This window comes from Parapedobacter soli (assembly GCF_025460835.1).
GTDB lineage: Bacteria > Bacteroidota > Bacteroidia > Sphingobacteriales > Sphingobacteriaceae > Parapedobacter > Parapedobacter soli.
Genome location: NZ_JAMXAY010000007.1, coordinates 101,060 through 118,003, shown reverse-complemented (window position 1 = coordinate 118,003; position 16,944 = coordinate 101,060). Strand labels below are relative to the sequence as shown.

Annotated in this window: 10 protein-coding genes; 3 read left to right on the top strand and 7 right to left on the bottom strand. The window is 51.5% G+C overall.

The features are described from left to right. Window positions 1–238 precede the first annotated feature (238 nt). Genes NGM62_RS05195 through NGM62_RS05185 form a run of 3 tightly spaced genes read left to right on the top strand, consistent with a single transcriptional unit; the run spans window position 239 to window position 6,518 of the window. Window positions 239–3,742, top strand: coding sequence for a SusC/RagA family TonB-linked outer membrane protein (locus tag NGM62_RS05195; protein ID WP_262246354.1), 3,504 nt, complete (start codon window positions 239–241; stop codon window positions 3,740–3,742). 42 nt (window positions 3,743–3,784) lie between these two features. Continuing rightward, the gene (locus NGM62_RS05190) at window positions 3,785–5,500 is read left to right on the top strand and encodes a RagB/SusD family nutrient uptake outer membrane protein (RefSeq protein WP_262246353.1); all 1,716 of its coding nucleotides are present in this window, start codon (window positions 3,785–3,787) and stop codon (window positions 5,498–5,500) included. A gap of 19 nt (window positions 5,501–5,519) precedes the next feature. Beyond that, complete coding sequence (locus NGM62_RS05185) at window positions 5,520–6,518, top strand: sugar phosphate isomerase/epimerase family protein (RefSeq protein ID WP_262246352.1); 999 nt, start codon at window positions 5,520–5,522, stop codon at window positions 6,516–6,518. A gap of 552 nt (window positions 6,519–7,070) precedes the next feature. Here the strand turns inward: NGM62_RS05185 and NGM62_RS05180 are convergent. The 7 genes from NGM62_RS05180 to NGM62_RS05150 form a co-directional block, all read right to left on the bottom strand. Then, window positions 7,071–8,474, bottom strand: a complete 1,404-nt coding sequence (locus tag NGM62_RS05180) for an NAD(P)(+) transhydrogenase (Re/Si-specific) subunit beta (RefSeq protein WP_262246351.1) — start codon at window positions 8,472–8,474, stop codon at window positions 7,071–7,073. A gap of 1 nt (window position 8,475) precedes the next feature. After that, a complete protein-coding gene (locus NGM62_RS05175) occupies window positions 8,476–8,763 on the bottom strand; it encodes an NAD(P) transhydrogenase subunit alpha (RefSeq protein ID WP_262246350.1) in 288 nt (95 codons plus the stop codon). Continuing rightward, window positions 8,760–9,893, bottom strand: coding sequence for a Re/Si-specific NAD(P)(+) transhydrogenase subunit alpha (locus NGM62_RS05170; RefSeq protein WP_262246349.1), 1,134 nt, complete (start codon window positions 9,891–9,893; stop codon window positions 8,760–8,762). Before NGM62_RS05170 ends, NGM62_RS05175 begins: the two co-directional genes overlap by 4 nt. A 295-nt stretch (window positions 9,894–10,188) precedes the next feature. Further along, window positions 10,189–11,712: a hypothetical protein gene (locus NGM62_RS05165; protein ID WP_262246347.1), complete on the bottom strand. Its 1,524-nt coding sequence runs from the start codon at window positions 11,710–11,712 to the stop codon at window positions 10,189–10,191. A 19-nt stretch (window positions 11,713–11,731) separates the two neighbouring features. Further along, complete coding sequence (locus NGM62_RS05160; RefSeq protein ID WP_262246346.1) at window positions 11,732–12,745, bottom strand: caspase family protein; 1,014 nt, start codon at window positions 12,743–12,745, stop codon at window positions 11,732–11,734. A 4-nt stretch (window positions 12,746–12,749) separates the two neighbouring features. Continuing rightward, on the bottom strand, window positions 12,750–14,252 hold the full coding sequence (locus tag NGM62_RS05155) for a hypothetical protein (protein ID WP_262246345.1): 1,503 nt from the start codon (window positions 14,250–14,252) through the stop codon (window positions 12,750–12,752). Between the two features lie 13 nt (window positions 14,253–14,265). Then, on the bottom strand, window positions 14,266–16,848 hold the full coding sequence (locus tag NGM62_RS05150; protein ID WP_262246344.1) for a S8 family serine peptidase: 2,583 nt from the start codon (window positions 16,846–16,848) through the stop codon (window positions 14,266–14,268). Window positions 16,849–16,944: the final 96 nt, after the last annotated feature.

The window sequence follows — 16,944 nt, the reverse complement described above, 5'->3', positions numbered from 1 at the left end:
TTTGGGAACAACGCAAACGTTGCCCGGCGCTACTACCAATGAAGTTGAACCATAATAAACAAATATGAAAAAATCAAAAACATAACCACAAAAAACCGGCAATATGGGGGTATTGCCGGTGATAGCCCCGAACACGAATGTTCGCGGTGAATTTACAGTCCAATAAAAACGTTTGACGAACTATAAACTTTTCAAAAGTATGAAAAAAGATCGAATTATTGCGTTAACCAAAACTGCGATGAGGCTAACCTTTTTATACGCCCTAATCACTTCAATAGTCGTATTTACAAGTCACGCAACTGAGGTAGATGCCCAGGGCGCGCTTGATAAGCAGATAGCGCTATCAGGCAAACGCACCACGATCAAAGAGCTGATCACGACGCTTGCAGTGCAATCTGGTGCCCAGTTTATCTACAGTTCATCGGCTATCAAGACCGACCGAAAAATCAAGGTCGCATCACTTGAGGGCGACCTGTCCACCGTACTCCATGCCGTCTTTAAGCCTATTGGCATTGATTACCGTGTGGAACACGATAAAATACTGCTTTTCAGTGTTTTTCAAGAAATTACCATCACGGGTAAGGTTACCGATGCCAGTAGCGGCATGCCTATATTGGGTGCGGCTGTCAAGGTAAAAGGAACTACCCGCGGTACCAGTACCGACGACAACGGCCAGTTTTCGCTGGCTGCGACGCCGAATGAAACCGTGGAAGTGAGCTACATCGGTTTCGCTGCCCAGGAATTTGTGGTGGATGCTAACCGCCGTATTTACGACATCGCCCTGAAAGTATCGCTCAGCACCTTGGATGAAGTGGTGGTGGTGGGCTACGGTACACAGCTCAGGAAGGACGTAACGGGTTCGGTGGCAGTAGTGGATGTGAAAGACCTGAAGCAGCAGCCGGCAGCCAGCCCCATCGAGGCCCTGCAGGGAAAGGCTACCGGGGTGCAGGTTATCAATACCGGCGCGCCGGGCGCCACGCCACAGATACGCATCAGGGGATTCAGCACCATTAATAACAACGATCCGCTGTACATCATCGATGGCATGCCCTACGAAGGTAAGCTGGGCTGGCTGAATGCCAGCGACATTGAAAGCATGCAGGTGCTGAAAGACGCGTCGGCAGCTTCCATCTACGGTGCCCGCGCCAACAACGGTGTCGTGATCATCAGTACACGGAAAGGGGTGCAGGGTACACCCAGAATCACGTTCGATACCTATTATGGCACGCAGCAGCCCAACCGGAGCCGTTTCCCCGAATTTTTGAACCCCATGCAGTTTGGAGAGTACGTTTACGAGCGCTTTAGGAATGCCGGCCAAACCCCGGGAACCAGTGAGACCACCGGCACAAACTACGGATCGGATCCCGACCATCCCACGCTGCCGGAGTACCTCCTGGCAGGGTCGGCCACCGGACATGACGTCACCGCTGCGGATGCCGATCCAGCTAAATACAATTACAGTATGGACGCTGCTCAGTTTTACCAAATCACCAAAGCCAACCAAGCGGGTACCAATTGGTTTGATGTCATCACCCGCGATGCTCCTATGCAAAATTATCAGCTAAGTATTATGGGGGGTAGTGAAAAAGCGACCTATGCGATAAGCGGCGGAGCCTTTAAACAGGAAGGTACGTACAAGTACACCGGTTTTGAGCGGTTTACCATCCGTAGTAACACCCAGTTCAAGTTTTTTGATGATCGGGTTACACTGGGTGAGAATATGCAATATTCATATACCAGTGGAAATGGGTTTGGCGTAAACGAAAACACCTCGGGGTCTTACCAAGGGGAGGCATCGCCCATTGGGTGGGCCTATCGGATACAGACCATCATCCCGGTATACGATATCATGGGTAATTTCGCAGGTACCCGCGGCAACAAAATGGGGAATGCTGATAACCCCCTTTCGGTGTTGTACCGTTCCAAAGACAACGTCGGCAAGAGCGGCCAGTTTTTCGGAAGCACCTTTGCCGATATCGAATTGGTGAAAGGGCTTAATTTCCGGACCACGTTCGGCCTGCGTTATGAAAACTACCATGGTGTTTCCATCGGCTATCCAAATCCGGAGCGTTCCGAAGGTAGTTTTACGAACAACACGCTGGGTGAGTACCAAGGGTACAACTCCGAATGGACGTGGTCTAACACGGCTACCTATAAGAATACCTTCAGCAATGTGCACGACCTTACCGTGCTGTTGGGCACGGAAGCGGTGGAATCGAAATGGCACCAGCTGAACGGCAACGGTAACGAATTTTTTGTTGCCGGCGACATGAATTATTACTACCTCAACACGGCGGCAAACACCAGTGCTGGCAGCCAGGGGTCGGAAGGGTCACTTTTCTCCGTTTTCGGGCGGGTTGACTACTCGTTTGACGACCGGTACCTATTGTCGGCTACGGTACGCCGAGATGGGTCGTCTAACTTCGGGCCGGAAAACCGCTTCGGCACCTTCCCGGCCGCCAGTGTAGCCTGGCGGGTATCTAATGAAGATTTCATGAATACCGTTACCTGGTTGGACGATCTGAAGTTCAGAGCCGGCTACGGTGTTACCGGCAACCAGCGTATCCCCACCTTCCAGTTTGTGAGAAGGTATGCCTCTGCAATCAACTATTCGTTCTACCCCATCACCGGTGGCAATGAACTAGCCAGCGGGTTGTGGACCAGCAACTACGACAACCAGGGCGTAAAGTGGGAGGAAGCCAAATCGGTAAACGTAGGCCTCGACTTCACGCTGTTTAATAATCGCATCGACGGGGCGATCGACTGGTTCGATCGGCGTACCGAAGGCGTGCTGTATCCTGTCCCGCAGCCTGCCGCAGCCGTAGGTACAGGCTCATCGCCGTTCATCAATTCCGGTGATATGCAGAATACCGGTTTCGAGGTGGCGTTGAACTACCATTATACGGCCGGCACTGAAGAAGGCGCATTCCAGTTTGATGTGGGGGCTTTCTTCTCCAAGTATACCAATGATATCATCCAACTGGCACCATCGGTTACGGAGCAGCCCTATCTGACGCTGCGTGGGGTAACCACTTCCATCTTAAAGGCGGGGGCCCCCTTTGGTTCTTTCTATGGTTATCAGGTAGCCGGTATCTACCAGAATGAAGCCGATATCGCCAATAGCCCGTCGTACGACGGTGCCCGGGTAGGAGGCTTTAAGTTTGCCGATGTGTCCGGCCCGGATGGCGCGCCAGACGGCATAATTGATGGTGCCGACCGCACGGTAATCGGTAATCCGCATCCCGATTTCATCTATTCGCTGAGCCTGAATGCCGCCTACAAGCGGTTTGATATCAGTATGTTTTTCAATGGTTCGCAGGGCAATGACCTGTTCGACCTCACGCGGCAGTATACCGACTTTTATGCATTCCCCGGTGCCGTGAGTACGCGTGTGCTCGACGCATGGAGCCCAAGTAACCCCACCAGCATGATGCCGTCGGCAAATGCCAATGCGCCGACCATCGAGTACCAATCGTCCAGCTACTACGTGCAGGATGGCAGCTTTTTCCGTATGCGCAACCTACAGGTAGGCTACACGCTGCCCACGCAACGGATGTTTGCCGGTAAAGTATCCAACCTTCGTGTATACGGCAGTGTAACCAACCTCTTCACCATTACCGGTTACAGCGGTATGGACCCCGAAGTGAGCCAATACTCGTCTGATTTCTCAGCACCGGGCGTGGATATGGGGGTTTACCCCGTGCCGCGGCAGTACCTGTTGGGGTTAAGCGTTACTTTTTAGCAAACGGTATTAGCATATTTCAAACCATTAAATAATAAAGAGATGAAATTATACTATAAAATATCCGCATTGATTGTACTGTTGGCTGTGGGAGCCTGTAGCGACAGTTTCTTGGAACGGAGCCCGCAGGGTCAATTGGCTGATGAGCAGGTGCAGAATACCAAGGCGGTTGAGTGGCTGCTTACCGGGGCCTATGGCTTGATGAACGGCAACCGCAATGGTACATGGGGAAACTATGCCGCAGCTCCCAGCCAGTGGCTCTTTGGCGAGGTGGCAGCCGATAACGCACATAAAGGCAGTGAACTGGCTGACCAGGCGGTAATGTTCGATATCGAGATGCACACGGCCATCAGCGTAAATGAACATTTGTCTACCATGTGGAACAATTATTACGAAGGTGTGACCCGTTGCAATACCACGCTCCGGCAGCTCAAGGTGGTGCAGGAAACTGCCAACGATAAATTTTCGGAACAGCGGGCCAAGGAGATCGAAGCCGAGGCTAAGATGCTCCGGGGGCATTACTATTTCTTCCTGTGGCGGGTGTTTAAGAACATTCCCTACATCGACGAGACGGTGTCTACCACCGATGCGGCACAGGTACCCAACAATATAGATGTGTTACCGATGATAGAAGCCGATTTCCAATTCGCGGTACAAAACCTCTCGTCCGATGGAAACCCACCCCTGGGCGACGCGGGCCGGGTAAACCAGATTGCAGCAAAATCGTACCTCGGTAAGGTGTACCTTTACCAACAGAAGTACGCCGAGGCCCTGACACTCTTTAAAGAGGTGATCGCTGCGCGGCCGGATTTGGAAGGACTCCCGTTCTTGGATAACTTTGATGTGAATACGGAGAACGGACCGGAGTCTATTTTTGCGGCGCAACACGCCATCAACCCCGATGGCGGTGGCGACAATGCGAATGTGGGCGACATGCTCGGCGGATTGTACGGTTCGGCCCCGGCAAACTGCTGCGGGTTTTTCAACCCCAGCTTTGACCTGGTCAACTCGTTCAGGGTAACAGCCCAGGGGCTGCCCATGCTCGACGGCTCCTTCCAGACCAACCCCTATACGTCTGACTTTGGCCTTACAGGTGATGCCAAGGATGATTATACGGTAGATAATACGCTGGCTATCGATCCGCGGGTCGACTACACCGTTGGGCGCAGAGGGGTTCCGTACCACGATTGGGGCATTATGCCGGGTGACCCGTGGCTGCGCGACCCCGCGTTTGGAGGGCCCTTTGTAGGTTATAAACATATGATTGACCAAGCGGATTTCCCGGGTAACACACAATCGGGCGGTACCAACTACGTTACGTCGTTGAACGTAAATATCATCCGTTTGGCCGATGTGTACCTGATGGCCGCGGAGTGTGCAGCGGAAACGGGCGATCTGGCATACGCGCTGGCGCGGGTGAATAACGTGCGTGCCAGGGCAGCTAAGCTGCCGCCTAAATCGGTAGGGGGTACCCCCGTAGCCGCCTACAATGTGCAGCCCTACCCAGCGTTCCCCGACAAAGCATACGCGCTGAATGCCATCCGCTTTGAGCGCCGGTTGGAGCTGGCCCTTGAAGGTCACCGGTTCTTCGACCTGGTGCGCTGGGGTATAGCTAAGGAAGTGTTGGAACGTTATTCTAACTTTGAGGGCAGCCTCATCAGCTCCTATCGGGGGCTCCAATTCACGGAAAAGAACAACTACTTCCCCATCCCGCAAGAGCAGATCGACCGGAGTGGGGGGGCGTTGGTACAAAACTAGGATCATTAAATCTGCAACAATGAACAGCAGAAGAAAATTCGTAAAGCAGTTGGGTATGGGTATGGCGGCGGCGGCCGCCTACCCCATCCTGTCGCCCATGCTATCATGTAATGGCCGGCAAACGGAGGAAAGGGCGGGAGTAACCACCGGTGGCGACCTGTTCTTTAAGATATCGCTTGCCGAATGGTCGTTGAACCGGGCACTCTTCGGCGGCCAGCTCGACCATTTGGACTTCCCGCTTTATGCGAAGGAAAATTTCGGGGTAGACGCCGTCGAGTATGTCAACCAATTTTTTAAAGACAAGGCTACCGACCGGACCTATCTAGGCGACTTGAAAGGCCGGTGCGATGACAATGGCATCACCAGCGTACTGATCATGTGCGACTTGGAAGGAGACCTGGGCGATGCCGACGAAGCCAAGCGAAAGGTTGCTGTGGAAAACCATTACAAATGGGTGGAAGCAGCCCAATTCCTGGGTTGCCATGCCATCCGGGTAAACGCAGCTGGGGAGGGTACTGCCGAAGAGGTGGCGCGGTGCGCCGCCGAAAGCCTCACCGCACTTGCGACATTTGCCGGTGACTACGGTATCTCGGTTATTGTAGAAAACCACGGTGGCTACTCGTCAAACGGCAAGTGGCTAAGCGGCGTGATGGAGGCCGTGGCGCTTCCCAATTGCGGTACACTGCCGGATATCGGTAATTTCTGCATCAAGCGTACCGAGCCGGCGGAGCAGACCATCGAGGCGTACCTGGCAACGGAGTGCTTGGAAGAGTATGACCGCTACCAAGGTACGGCGGAGTTGCTGCCTTTTGCCAAGGGAATAAGTGCGAAAACGTATGATTTCGATGCTGACGGCAACGAGTCGAGCATTGACTATGGTCGTATTCTCAGTATGGTAAAAGACGCAGGGTTTAGTGGTTATGTGGGCATCGAGTATGAGGGGCATAGCCTTACGGCAAATGACGGAATAGCTAAGACCAAAGCGATGCTGGAACGCATCGGAGGCGGGTTGACATAAACCTATTAGAACAATGCCGTAAGTGCGGCGCCAGGGTGCCTAAGGGAGTTTATCCTTGGGTACCCTTTTTTGATTTCTTTTTTGGAGTTTTTTCTGTTGGTACTCAAATTCTGCGTTTGACCGAAAGGGACTTTAATACCTACAAAGATGGACATGCGTTGGACTTGATGGTGTGGTATGCTAAAACCGAAGCGGTACAAGTTGGAGAAGAAAACATGAAAAATCGACAGAACAACAAGGAGACGAAGTAACAATACATGTAGTTTTTCTAATAAGCGATGTAAATAGTATTGAATGACATGTATTCCAGCTCAAATGACATCGCTTTTTCTGACAACTACAAGGATGCTGTATCGGATGACATGTAGGCCGATCTATTATACATGTTGCCAAAAACAGAAAACAAGTAAATTCGGATAAACTACATGTTGTTTGAGGTAAACTACATGTAGTTTGATGCTAACTACATGTAGTTCGATGCTAACTACATGTAATTTACAATAGACTTAATATCCAATATATTTATATCCAGGTGTTTGCAAATATTATGGACTACCTTTGGTGGTGGTCGGCGAGCTCGTTAACCACTTCTGTGATAGTTGCTTTAGCATCACCGAACAGCATCAAGCAGTTCGGGTAGCCGAATAGCTCGTTTTCAATACCGGCATAACCGGCACTCATCCCGCGTTTACAAACGATGACCGTCTGCGCATTTTCTACGTGGAGCACGGGCATCCCGAAAATAGGGCTGTTGGGGTTTGTCTTGGCGGCAGGGTTTACCACATCATTTGCTCCGATGACCAGGGCAATGTCTGTGGAGGCAAACTCGTCGTTGATTCGTTCCATCTCCACCAGTTTATCGTACGGGATGTTGGCTTCGGCCAGCAGCACGTTCATGTGGCCGGGCATACGCCCCGCTACGGGATGGATGGCGAATCTGACGGAAACGCCCCGCTCTTCGAGCAGCTCGGCGAGTTCGCGCACCGCATGTTGTGCCTGGGCAACCGCCATGCCATACCCTGGTACGATGATTACCGAAGAAACAGAGTCGAACAGCATGGCACTTTCTTCCGTGCCGATTTCCTTCACCACGATATCATTGGCCTCGGCTTCGGCCGACGAGGTGGTTTGCCCGAAACCACCCAACACCACACTGATAAGCGACCGGTTCATGGCTTTGCACATAATCTGGGTGAGAATGAGCCCCGCTGCACCCACCAACGCACCCGTGATGATGAGCATGTGGTTGTTCAGCACGAACCCGGTAGCGGCCGCGGCAATGCCGGTGTACGAATTGAGCAGAGCGATGACGACAGGCATATCAGCCCCGCCGATGGGTATTACAGCCAATATGCCCAATACCAATGCCACCCCAAGCAGGCTGAGCACCCAAGTGTGGGTCTCGGGATGCACCACCAGCATCACAGAGCAAGCGATGGCCACGCATAATAACAAGGCATTCAACACTTGCTGGCCGCGGAAGGTAACCGACTTGCCGCTAACGAGGCCCCTTAGTTTGCCGAATGCAACCATAGACCCCGAAAAGGTAACAGCCCCGATTACGATACTCAGTGCCATGCTGATGCCCACCGCAGAATGGATGGCCTCGAAATCGCCCTCCTGCGTCATACGCCAATACTCCGACGTGGATACCAGTGCGGAAGCCAGACCCCCGAAACCGTTGAGCAGAGCGATCATCTCGGGCATGGCCGTCATGGCTACCTTACGTGCAGCGTAAATACCGATGGTGGATGCAACAAGCACGGTGACGGCAATCTCGGTGTAGCTCAGCACCTGCTGGTTGAGCAGCGTTGCAACAATGGCGATGAACATAGCCGCAGCGGAAAGGGTGTTGCCCCGCCGTGCGGTGCTGGGCCGGCCCAGCAGTTTAATGCCAACGATGAACAAGATGGCCGCGATGAGATAGGCTAGATGTATAAGCAAAGGGATATCCATATCATTTCTTCCGTTTAAACATCCGAAGCATCCGATCGGTAACTACATAGCCGCTTACTACGTTGAGGGTGGCGAGGAACAGGGCGGCAATGCCAAGGAGCTTGCTGATAGACCAGCCCAGGGTGCCCGAGGCCAGCAAGGCACCCACAATGGTGATGCCCGCGATGGCGTTGGTAGCCGAAAGCAATGGGGTGTGCAGGGTAGGGGGTACCTTGGAGATAAGTTCAAAGCCTACGAAACCTGCCAACACGAAAATGTATAATAAGATAAGTAAGGTGTCCGTCGTCATATTTCGGTATTTAATAATTCTTTGGTGAATGCATGTACCAGCTTGCCGTTGTGCATAATCAGTGCACCTTTGGTGATCTCTTCGTCCAGCTCCCACTTAAAATGGCCGTTATCGGTCAGGTGGAGCAGTAACGTACTGATGTTGCGGGCATAGAGTTCGCTTGCGTTGACAGCCAGCAATGCAGGGAGGTTGGTCTCGCCGATGATGGTTACGCCGTGTTTGACCACGGTCTCGCCGGGTTCGCTCAATTCACAGTTGCCGCCCGATTCAACGGCCATATCAACGATGACGGCACCGCGTTTCATCGTTTTTACCATCTCCTGTGTGATGAGCAACGGTGCCTTTTTGCCGATCACCAATGCAGTGGTAATGATCAGGTCGGCCTCGGCCACATGCTTGGCTACTAGGTCTTTCTGCTTTTGAAGGTACTCGGCAGACACCTCGCTGGCATAGCCGCCGGTGGTCTCCACGCCGCCGCCGGCTACCTGCAGGAACCTCCCGCCCAGCGACTCCACCTGCTCTTTGGTCTCCGGCCGTACGTCTGTGACTTCCACCACCGCTCCCAGCCGCCTGGCGGTGGCAACGGCCTGCAACCCCGCCACGCCGGCACCGAATACCAGTACCCTGGCCGGCCGGATGGTCCCTGCGGCCGTCATCAGCAATGGAAATATTTTTCCGAGTGAGTTGGCGCCCAAGAGCACGGCCTTATAACCCGCCAGGTTGGTCTGCGAACTCAGGGCGTCCATTTTTTGGGCGTGCGATATCCGGGGGATAGCATCCATGGCGAAAGCCGAAACCCGCTTTTTGGCATAAGTACGTAGCAACTCGGGTACGGTATGTGCATAGAGGAAAGAGAGTGTTACGGCGCCATCTTGGAGCATTTCCAATTCCGTATCCGTGGGTGCGTTCACCTTGAGCAGCGCATCGGCCCGATGCAAGAGCTCATCCTTGTCAGGTGAAACCGTCACGCCAACGGCTTCGTAATTACTATCATCGAATCCCGAAGCCACCCCGGCACCCGCCTCCAAGAGGCAGGTGAAACCGGCCTTTACCAATACTTTGGCCGCATCGGGGGTGAGGGCCACCCGGCGCTCGAGTATCTTGCTTTCTTTGACAACAGCTATAACCAAAATAACCCCCTTTTTAATATGTACTAGGCGACCTCAATATGCTGTTTTTTTCAGTAACATCCAAGATAATGTACAAATAGTTTATCGTAGATCGTACCGGGGTTTATTCCGCTACCACCTCGAACGGTACCTGTACTTTGGGGTCTTCTTCGAGAGTGATACGGCGGCTTGTGATACATTTTGAGACCGACGAAATAACGCATGGGGTTGTAGTACATGCTGTATTCTGTACGGGTCGGGGTCCGGACGATTGGATAGATAGAAAGCAGAAACGGATGTGGTCAGCAGCTAGTGATTACCTGATGCTATCGAGTCTGCCGCGGATTTCACCCAGCTTAGGTGTGGTCAGGTCTATGCCTGAGTCATCGAGCGAGGTAGCCATCCGTTCCAAAACGTTCTGATTTTTTAAGATTTTGAGGGATTTCCGGATGGTATGGGGAGTCACCTGCATTTGCCGGGCTAGCTCTGCAATGCTGTAGCGGCGTTTGGGATTTTCGGCCAGCTGGTTAAATATGCTGTCGGTTATCCATTTGTTGTCGTCAACGACGGTGGCCTGTGGCAGGGCAGCTTCTATGACAAAATCAGAGATATCGAAATCGGCACCGCTGGTGGTATAGCCTTTGGGCTTTGCAGCCCTCGATTTTCTTCTCCGTTTCACTGTTTCTTTGATGGGTAGCGGCGTATATGATGTCCAGATCGAATCGGCCTTCATGTTGGTGAGGATGGATTCAATGATACTGTCTTTCTTAATGAGAGACTCGTGCGCTATTGATTGGGTCAAATAGGCCTGCATACCCCTGGCAACCATGGTAGGGTACAGAAGCGGCTCCTCCGGAATCGGACTTTTGAACAACACTGCTCCCATCAGCCGGAGGGCCCTCAAATCGGGCGAGCTGTAGTCGTTGTCCAGTTTGAGTGCCAAATTAGACAGGTACAGATCGAAAAACAGCTCGTCTTTCTCACCTTTTGAAAGGAGGTATAAATATAAGCCGATAATGCCCAGCATGGGGTTTGCCCACTGGCCACTGAGGGCGTATGACCTTAAATCTTCAGGGAATACCATAATGCCATTGAACATCTTCAGGGTTAGGCCGTCCAATTGCATGGTCTCAAAATTGAATGCATCGAACCCTGATTGCCCCAACATGATCTTCACGCTTCCGAAAATGGGTGCCTGATTGAAGTTCATGAAGAGTTGCGTCTGGTAATTTTCAAATACGTAAATCGGTAGTTCACGGCTGAAGAGGTCACTTTGGTAAAGTAGGTAATATTGTCCGGGCTCTGCCGCCACGTTGAAAGATACCGACCCGAAATAACTGCTACCCTCCCCGGCATCTATGTGTGTGTTTGTGTCTGATAACTGATATATGGGCTTGCGCTTGGAATTTAGGATTGTAAAATTCTTTTCAAATCCGTGCACTTCCTCAAAGGGGACCGAATCGTCCTCGTACCGGATAAACAAGAAGATGGAGCTTCCTTTAATGTTTTTGTCGCTATCAATTGTTGATTTGACGCTCCAGTCTTGCGAAGGGTAGGAGAAATATTCGTGGGTGGAGCTTAGTCCGGGGATAGGGACGGAAGAGGAGGAGTCGATGGTGTCGATCTGGTCGTAGGTATCTCCGGCTATGCGATACATGCGGTCTTCTACATGTTCATTGATTTCAATCCGCAGCTGGTAAATGCCTTTATCTACTTCGGTATCAATATTGTCATACTGATCGCAGATCAATTTGTTGTAACCGTTGAAGAGTTTGAGGTGGGTTAGTTTCCCGAGATCACTGGGAATATTGATGGAGAAATTAAACTTGTACTTCTGCATGACTTCGCTTTTCTAAGGCTTAACTAAGCTCGTTAATGATCAGTTCTTTATTGATGCCGTCTACATAAAAGAACACACCGGTATCTTTATCGGCTCTCCGGACAACGTGGAAACCTCGCGTAAGCATTACATCCCACTCCCCATCGTCTGTGAAGCCGGTATGCACAACTTCTAAATCGGTATCTTCCAGTACCGCGGCTGCTCCATCGGCAGTGCTGAACCGTATCTTCATCTGTACTTTTTTCTCAAATGGCGGCGCTAGTAATTTATTGTGGTCGTCTATGGATGTTTCGGTTCGGGGTACCTGCGCTTTTTTTCTGGCTTGGGCCAGCTGGGGCAATACCCGTTTTACGTAGTTGATCAGATTACCCAATAGTAGCCTGCCGTCTTTATCGGCGGCGGCACCATTTAAACCGGTCAGCAACACCTCGGTAAACAGTCCTCTCGGCAATAGGTTGTCCAGCGTGGTGGTAGTGGCGCCCTCGTATGCAAAATTGTCAAATTCGGTAGCGTAAAAGACCAGGTATTCGCATGGATTTGACGACGGTTTGGCGCTTGAAAAGAAAGGGGGCGAACCCGAAACGTTGGTAATGCGGTTTCGGCAGCAATCTAAGAAGATATAAATCTCCCGGAATGATCCGTTGGCTGCGAGCTCGTCCAGGTATTTTTCAGATGCAAGTCCATATTGCCTGTTGGAATGCGACCATTTGGGTAGTAAAAGTGCCGAGTTGCGCTGCGAGGAGCCGATACCATGGCCGGAAAAATAAAGGTACAGCCGGCGCCCCCGCTTGTTTTCCAGCGTCAGCTGTTCCAATGTGCTGCCCAGCCAATCATCAATGTCGTCTTTTATCGGGGTGTAATCCGCGGTTGAATAAAGCTCTTTGATGTTGTCTTTCGGAATATCCCCACCGCGTTCGCTCAATGCCCAATCCCTGAATTGTTGGGAATCTTGGTGGGGGCCGCTTAATTGGTTTAAGCTTCCGCGATAGTGTTCAATGCCGATGATAATGGCATAGTCAAGATCGTTTGCCATAGCGTTAGTTTTTGATGATGGCGATGATGCTGTCCAACGTGGCTTCCTTGTCGTTGTCAAAATCGCCATGCCTGATGGAACCAGAGCGAAAGCCCTCGGCCGCGGTCGCATCCGTAACGGCATACACCATTCTGCGCTCTTGTTCTAAATAGTGGCTTATAGACTGTAAAAGCGGTATTTTATCGTATGGCGCGTTATCCGTAATATGCCGTTGAAGCCCTAATATCGGCGCATCGTATTCGCCATCTTCCAATACGCCCGAAATAAAATACAATAGCGACCGTGGGTAGAGCTTGGAAGCTAGTTGATCTTTGCGCTCGTAATCATCCAGCATGGTGAATACCCGGATATGGTCGTAAAGCTCTTGGTTTTGCAGAATTGATTGGTTAAACAATTCGCACCGGCAGGCTGGGGCCATGAATACGAGGTTTCGGAAACGGAGCCCGCTATAGCGTTCTTTGACGGCGTCGAACAAATGGCAGATAGCGATAGAACCGGCCGAATGCCCAATTAAATCAATTGTCAGCGGTGACCCGATCTCGTCTTGATAGGCGTTGAGCCGGTCCAGGAGATAGCTTCCCGCATGCCATTTCTCTGGCTCGCCACTGAAGTCGTCGTTGGCCCACATCCGTTTGGCTTTATCTTTCATGGCTCCCCATACCCATGCACCGAGGTCGTTGATGTAGATTTCCCTGAGTGTTTCTTCGATGACAGTGGGGTAGAAGCCATGGTCGCGTTTCCGGATGTGGCGTTTGATGACGCGAAGCGTAATGCGCACGGCGCTCTTGATCAGTAGTGCAAGAGAGATAATTCCTTTTTCACCTTCCGTTGCCAAGCCGCCGCTATATGCGGGGTTCATGAGTAGTGCCTCTTCGGAGGGCTTTTCTGTTTCAGCAAGGTGGATGAGTTCCAGGTCATCGGCTATCTCTTCGCTCAAACCGGCCTCCACCTCATTTTTGACGACGGTGTCGATATACGCATCGCTGATCTGCGTCTCGTCGTCCAGGCGTAACGAAGCCGATTTTTTCGTCGGATCGACGGAAGTCACTTCAAAAGGAGCATCTTTTTGCAATTCGCGGGCGATTTCTTCATCGGACATTTGCCCGATTCCCTTGCTCCCCGCCAGTAGATTATCAATGTCGACCCCAAGCTCCTTACCAGCGATTTTGATGATTTTGATAAGCAGTTTCTTGAAGAACTTCGATTTGTGGATAACCGACAGGTTTTCGCCGATAGCGTTGAACAAACCGGTTTCCCAGACGAAGGTAACGGGATGGACATTGGCGCCCGCCGTGTAGCGATGGATACGCTCTGCCACCTCCATGCCCGATTTCAACCCGACGAGCCCACCGTGGAAATATAGCAGCACGCGTTGCTGTTGGTCTGCCCTCAATTTATCGATCAAGGCATCTACATGTTTTGCAGTGGTGTCATATTGGGCATCACCAGAGGGCTTGAAGGTGCCGCCCGGGCCCACGTTGATGTAATATCGTTTGTCAAGTTCCATGATCAGCGTCTTTTTAGGCCCGGTTCAGTTCAGCTCCAACCAACTGCTTGAGGTAGTTGGAGGCGTATGGTGACTGGTAAATTTTTGTTAAAAATGCATGCCTGCCTTCCGGCTCTTCCAAAAACTCCAGGTCGTCTCCGTTTTCAAAATCGATCTGCGCAGCATAATCAATCAAGGACGGGTCGGTATGGATGAGCTGGATCAATTCGGTGCCAAGCATCTCGAAAAGGATGGTATCTTCAAACCCCTTGGCATCATCCGGCTCCCCATTGCTTTTGCTCCTGAACCACTGACCAATGAAGGGAAGGATGCCCGTAAATGACACCCGTGCCTTTTTGGTTTCCTGGAGATTGCCGATTTCCTCGGGTGTGAATTTGAAGGCTTCCAGTGCCCGATGGGCCCGGAGTATGCCATTGCCGTAATACTTCTTATAAAACGGGTAGGTTTTCGAGGCGGTGCTGAATAATGCCTTACGAACGGCTTCCACCTTCTTGTAGTTGCCCTCTAACCCATGTTCGGTTAGAGATTCTCGGTGATAAACAATCCATAATGCCGCGGCGGCGGCGATTTGCGGCGTAGACGAGGAAGTGCCACCTCCATTTTTGAGAAACCGGTATTGGGTATCCGTGGTGGCCCACGGTAAATTGGGTGTGTAGCTTGCCAGTGCGGTTCCCATTACCTTTTCAGGGCCCCAATTGCCCTGCATAACTTCGCCGCCGGGAGACCTGAGCTTCGCCTGGTTGGACCGCGGTGCCTCATTATCATAAGGGAAATGATCATGGCATGCCCCCGTGGCGGCAATTACCCGGGCAAATCGGGCGGGGTATAAAACCGACTTGGGAGAAGCTCTCTGGATTCCCTTGTACCAATTGTTGCCGGCTGCGGTGACCAGTACAACCCCTCTGTCATAGGCGTAGTTGACGGCATCTGCTACCTTTTTTGTCGGATATCCGGCCATAGACATGGTAATAACCTCGCACCCGCAGTCGACAGCATACCTGATGGCATCGGCTACATCATTGGCATTAAACAGGTTGTATACCGTTTCGCAGATCCGTAGAGGTACAACTTCTGCGAAAGGAATGGCACCCACATAGCCCCGATATGGCGTGTATGCATCGCCGGTGTTGATGCTGTTACCCGCAAGGATAGCCAGTGTACCGCACCCGTGCCCGTCTTGCTCAGCGGGGAACCCGGTATCGAATTTGTCTTCGGTATCGTCGGTGGGCTGCCCTTTGATGAAGTTACGGCCCAGCTCAACGGCAAGGAACTTCGGTTTACTCACATGGTTTCGATAGCCGGTGTCGATGTGGCCTATCCGGATGACTTTGTCGGTTTGGCCGTTAAGTTTTTTATGCACCGCATCCGCCGCTTTTGACAGTTCGCTGTGTTCGTCGTCCAGGTGCCACAGAAATTCCGTGGGGCTCCCGATATTGGGTTTGGGCCAGCTCCGCAGGTATTCGTTGGTATCTGCAGATTTGGCTCCGTTCTTGAAAAGGTAGTTGCTTTTGATATTGGGCTCTACAAAGACATCTTTTCCTTGCTGCTTTAGTCCCAGGTGCTTACTGTAAGCCTGATCCCAGATGGTGCCACCTGTGCCTTTCCGCTTGGGCACAGCTGTAGGCTTTCCGTTGGATGGATCGTCGTCGTGGATGATCAATTCCGACGCCTCGATCTGCCGGTCATCTTCTTTTCCGCTCTTCCCGATGTTGAAGTCCGCCGGCTGTCCATTGATGGACAACACGAGGTCGCCTAAAAAGTTATAAGCGGCATTACCATATTGGTAGAGGTTGGCATTTTGGGAATTCCCCAGATCTGTGAGTTTGATGGCGTCATAAGCATCTTTGTATGTGGCCGACTGATGCAGGGAGGCAAATGTATTCAATACCATGGTTGTGAAATAGCCGTTGTCACCAAATTCGATGCTTTCTTGGTTATCTTGGCAGGAGGCAAAAAGGATGACGTGTGCGCGTATATCTCCGCTGTGTATAGACGGTGTTTTTAATAGCGGATCATACAGGGCCTTGTTTTTTATATAGGTATCGACGCAGACCTTCCAGGGTGCCATTCGGCTTTTTGCTCGGTGCTTTGCTTTGAATGCTTCCCAATCGAACTGGTCGGAGGAAGGGGATGAAGCTTTCTCTTCCCCGTCATCCATCACGGCCCTGGCCACCGTGCCTGAATGGCAGCTGTCGGATATGATGAATATCTTGACACCGGCCTTGAATTTGGCGTACAGCCCGAATAATTCATCATCGATCATTTCCCTGTCGTATAGGCACCATGTTTCATCCCAGTTGTCACTTTCGTCGCCATTCAAATCGGGTTTTTTACCCCCATGCCCCGAATAGGTAATCCATAGGGTGTCTCCAGCTTCCAGTTCACCAGCCGATTTGGAAAGCGTTGCTATGAGGTTTTTTGAGGTGGCCGTTTGGTCTGTGAGTGATACGACTGAATTGAATGCCAGTCTACGCGAGATGTTTTCCAAACTTTTGGCGTCATTTACGCACCCCGATAATGAAGGGAGCCCTTGGTAATGGTTGCTGTCGACGGTGTTTACCCCGATATGGACGGCATGTCCTTTTGCAGTACTCATAATATGGTGTTTTAATTGAATTAGCAATCATTTAGGTCCTGAAGAACTGAAAACTCGATTAAAGGTAAATAAAAAGTAGTTACAAAAACAAGGTTT

Excerpts from the sequence above, each read along its gene's own strand:
- NGM62_RS05175 (WP_262246350.1), bottom strand. The coding sequence starts at position 8,763 with ATGACGACGGACACCTTACTTATCTTATTATACATTTTCGTGTTGGCA.
- NGM62_RS05165 (WP_262246347.1), bottom strand. The coding sequence starts at position 11,712 with ATGCAGAAGTACAAGTTTAATTTCTCCATCAATATTCCCAGTGATCTC.
- NGM62_RS05185 (WP_262246352.1), top strand. The coding sequence starts at position 5,520 with ATGAACAGCAGAAGAAAATTCGTAAAGCAGTTGGGTATGGGTATGGCG.
- NGM62_RS05160 (WP_262246346.1), bottom strand. The coding sequence starts at position 12,745 with ATGGCAAACGATCTTGACTATGCCATTATCATCGGCATTGAACACTAT.
- NGM62_RS05195 (WP_262246354.1), top strand. The coding sequence starts at position 239 with ATGAGGCTAACCTTTTTATACGCCCTAATCACTTCAATAGTCGTATTT.
- NGM62_RS05155 (WP_262246345.1), bottom strand. The coding sequence starts at position 14,252 with ATGGAACTTGACAAACGATATTACATCAACGTGGGCCCGGGCGGCACC.
- NGM62_RS05150 (WP_262246344.1), bottom strand. The coding sequence starts at position 16,848 with ATGAGTACTGCAAAAGGACATGCCGTCCATATCGGGGTAAACACCGTC.
- NGM62_RS05180 (WP_262246351.1), bottom strand. The coding sequence starts at position 8,474 with ATGGATATCCCTTTGCTTATACATCTAGCCTATCTCATCGCGGCCATC.
- NGM62_RS05190 (WP_262246353.1), top strand. The coding sequence starts at position 3,785 with ATGAAATTATACTATAAAATATCCGCATTGATTGTACTGTTGGCTGTG.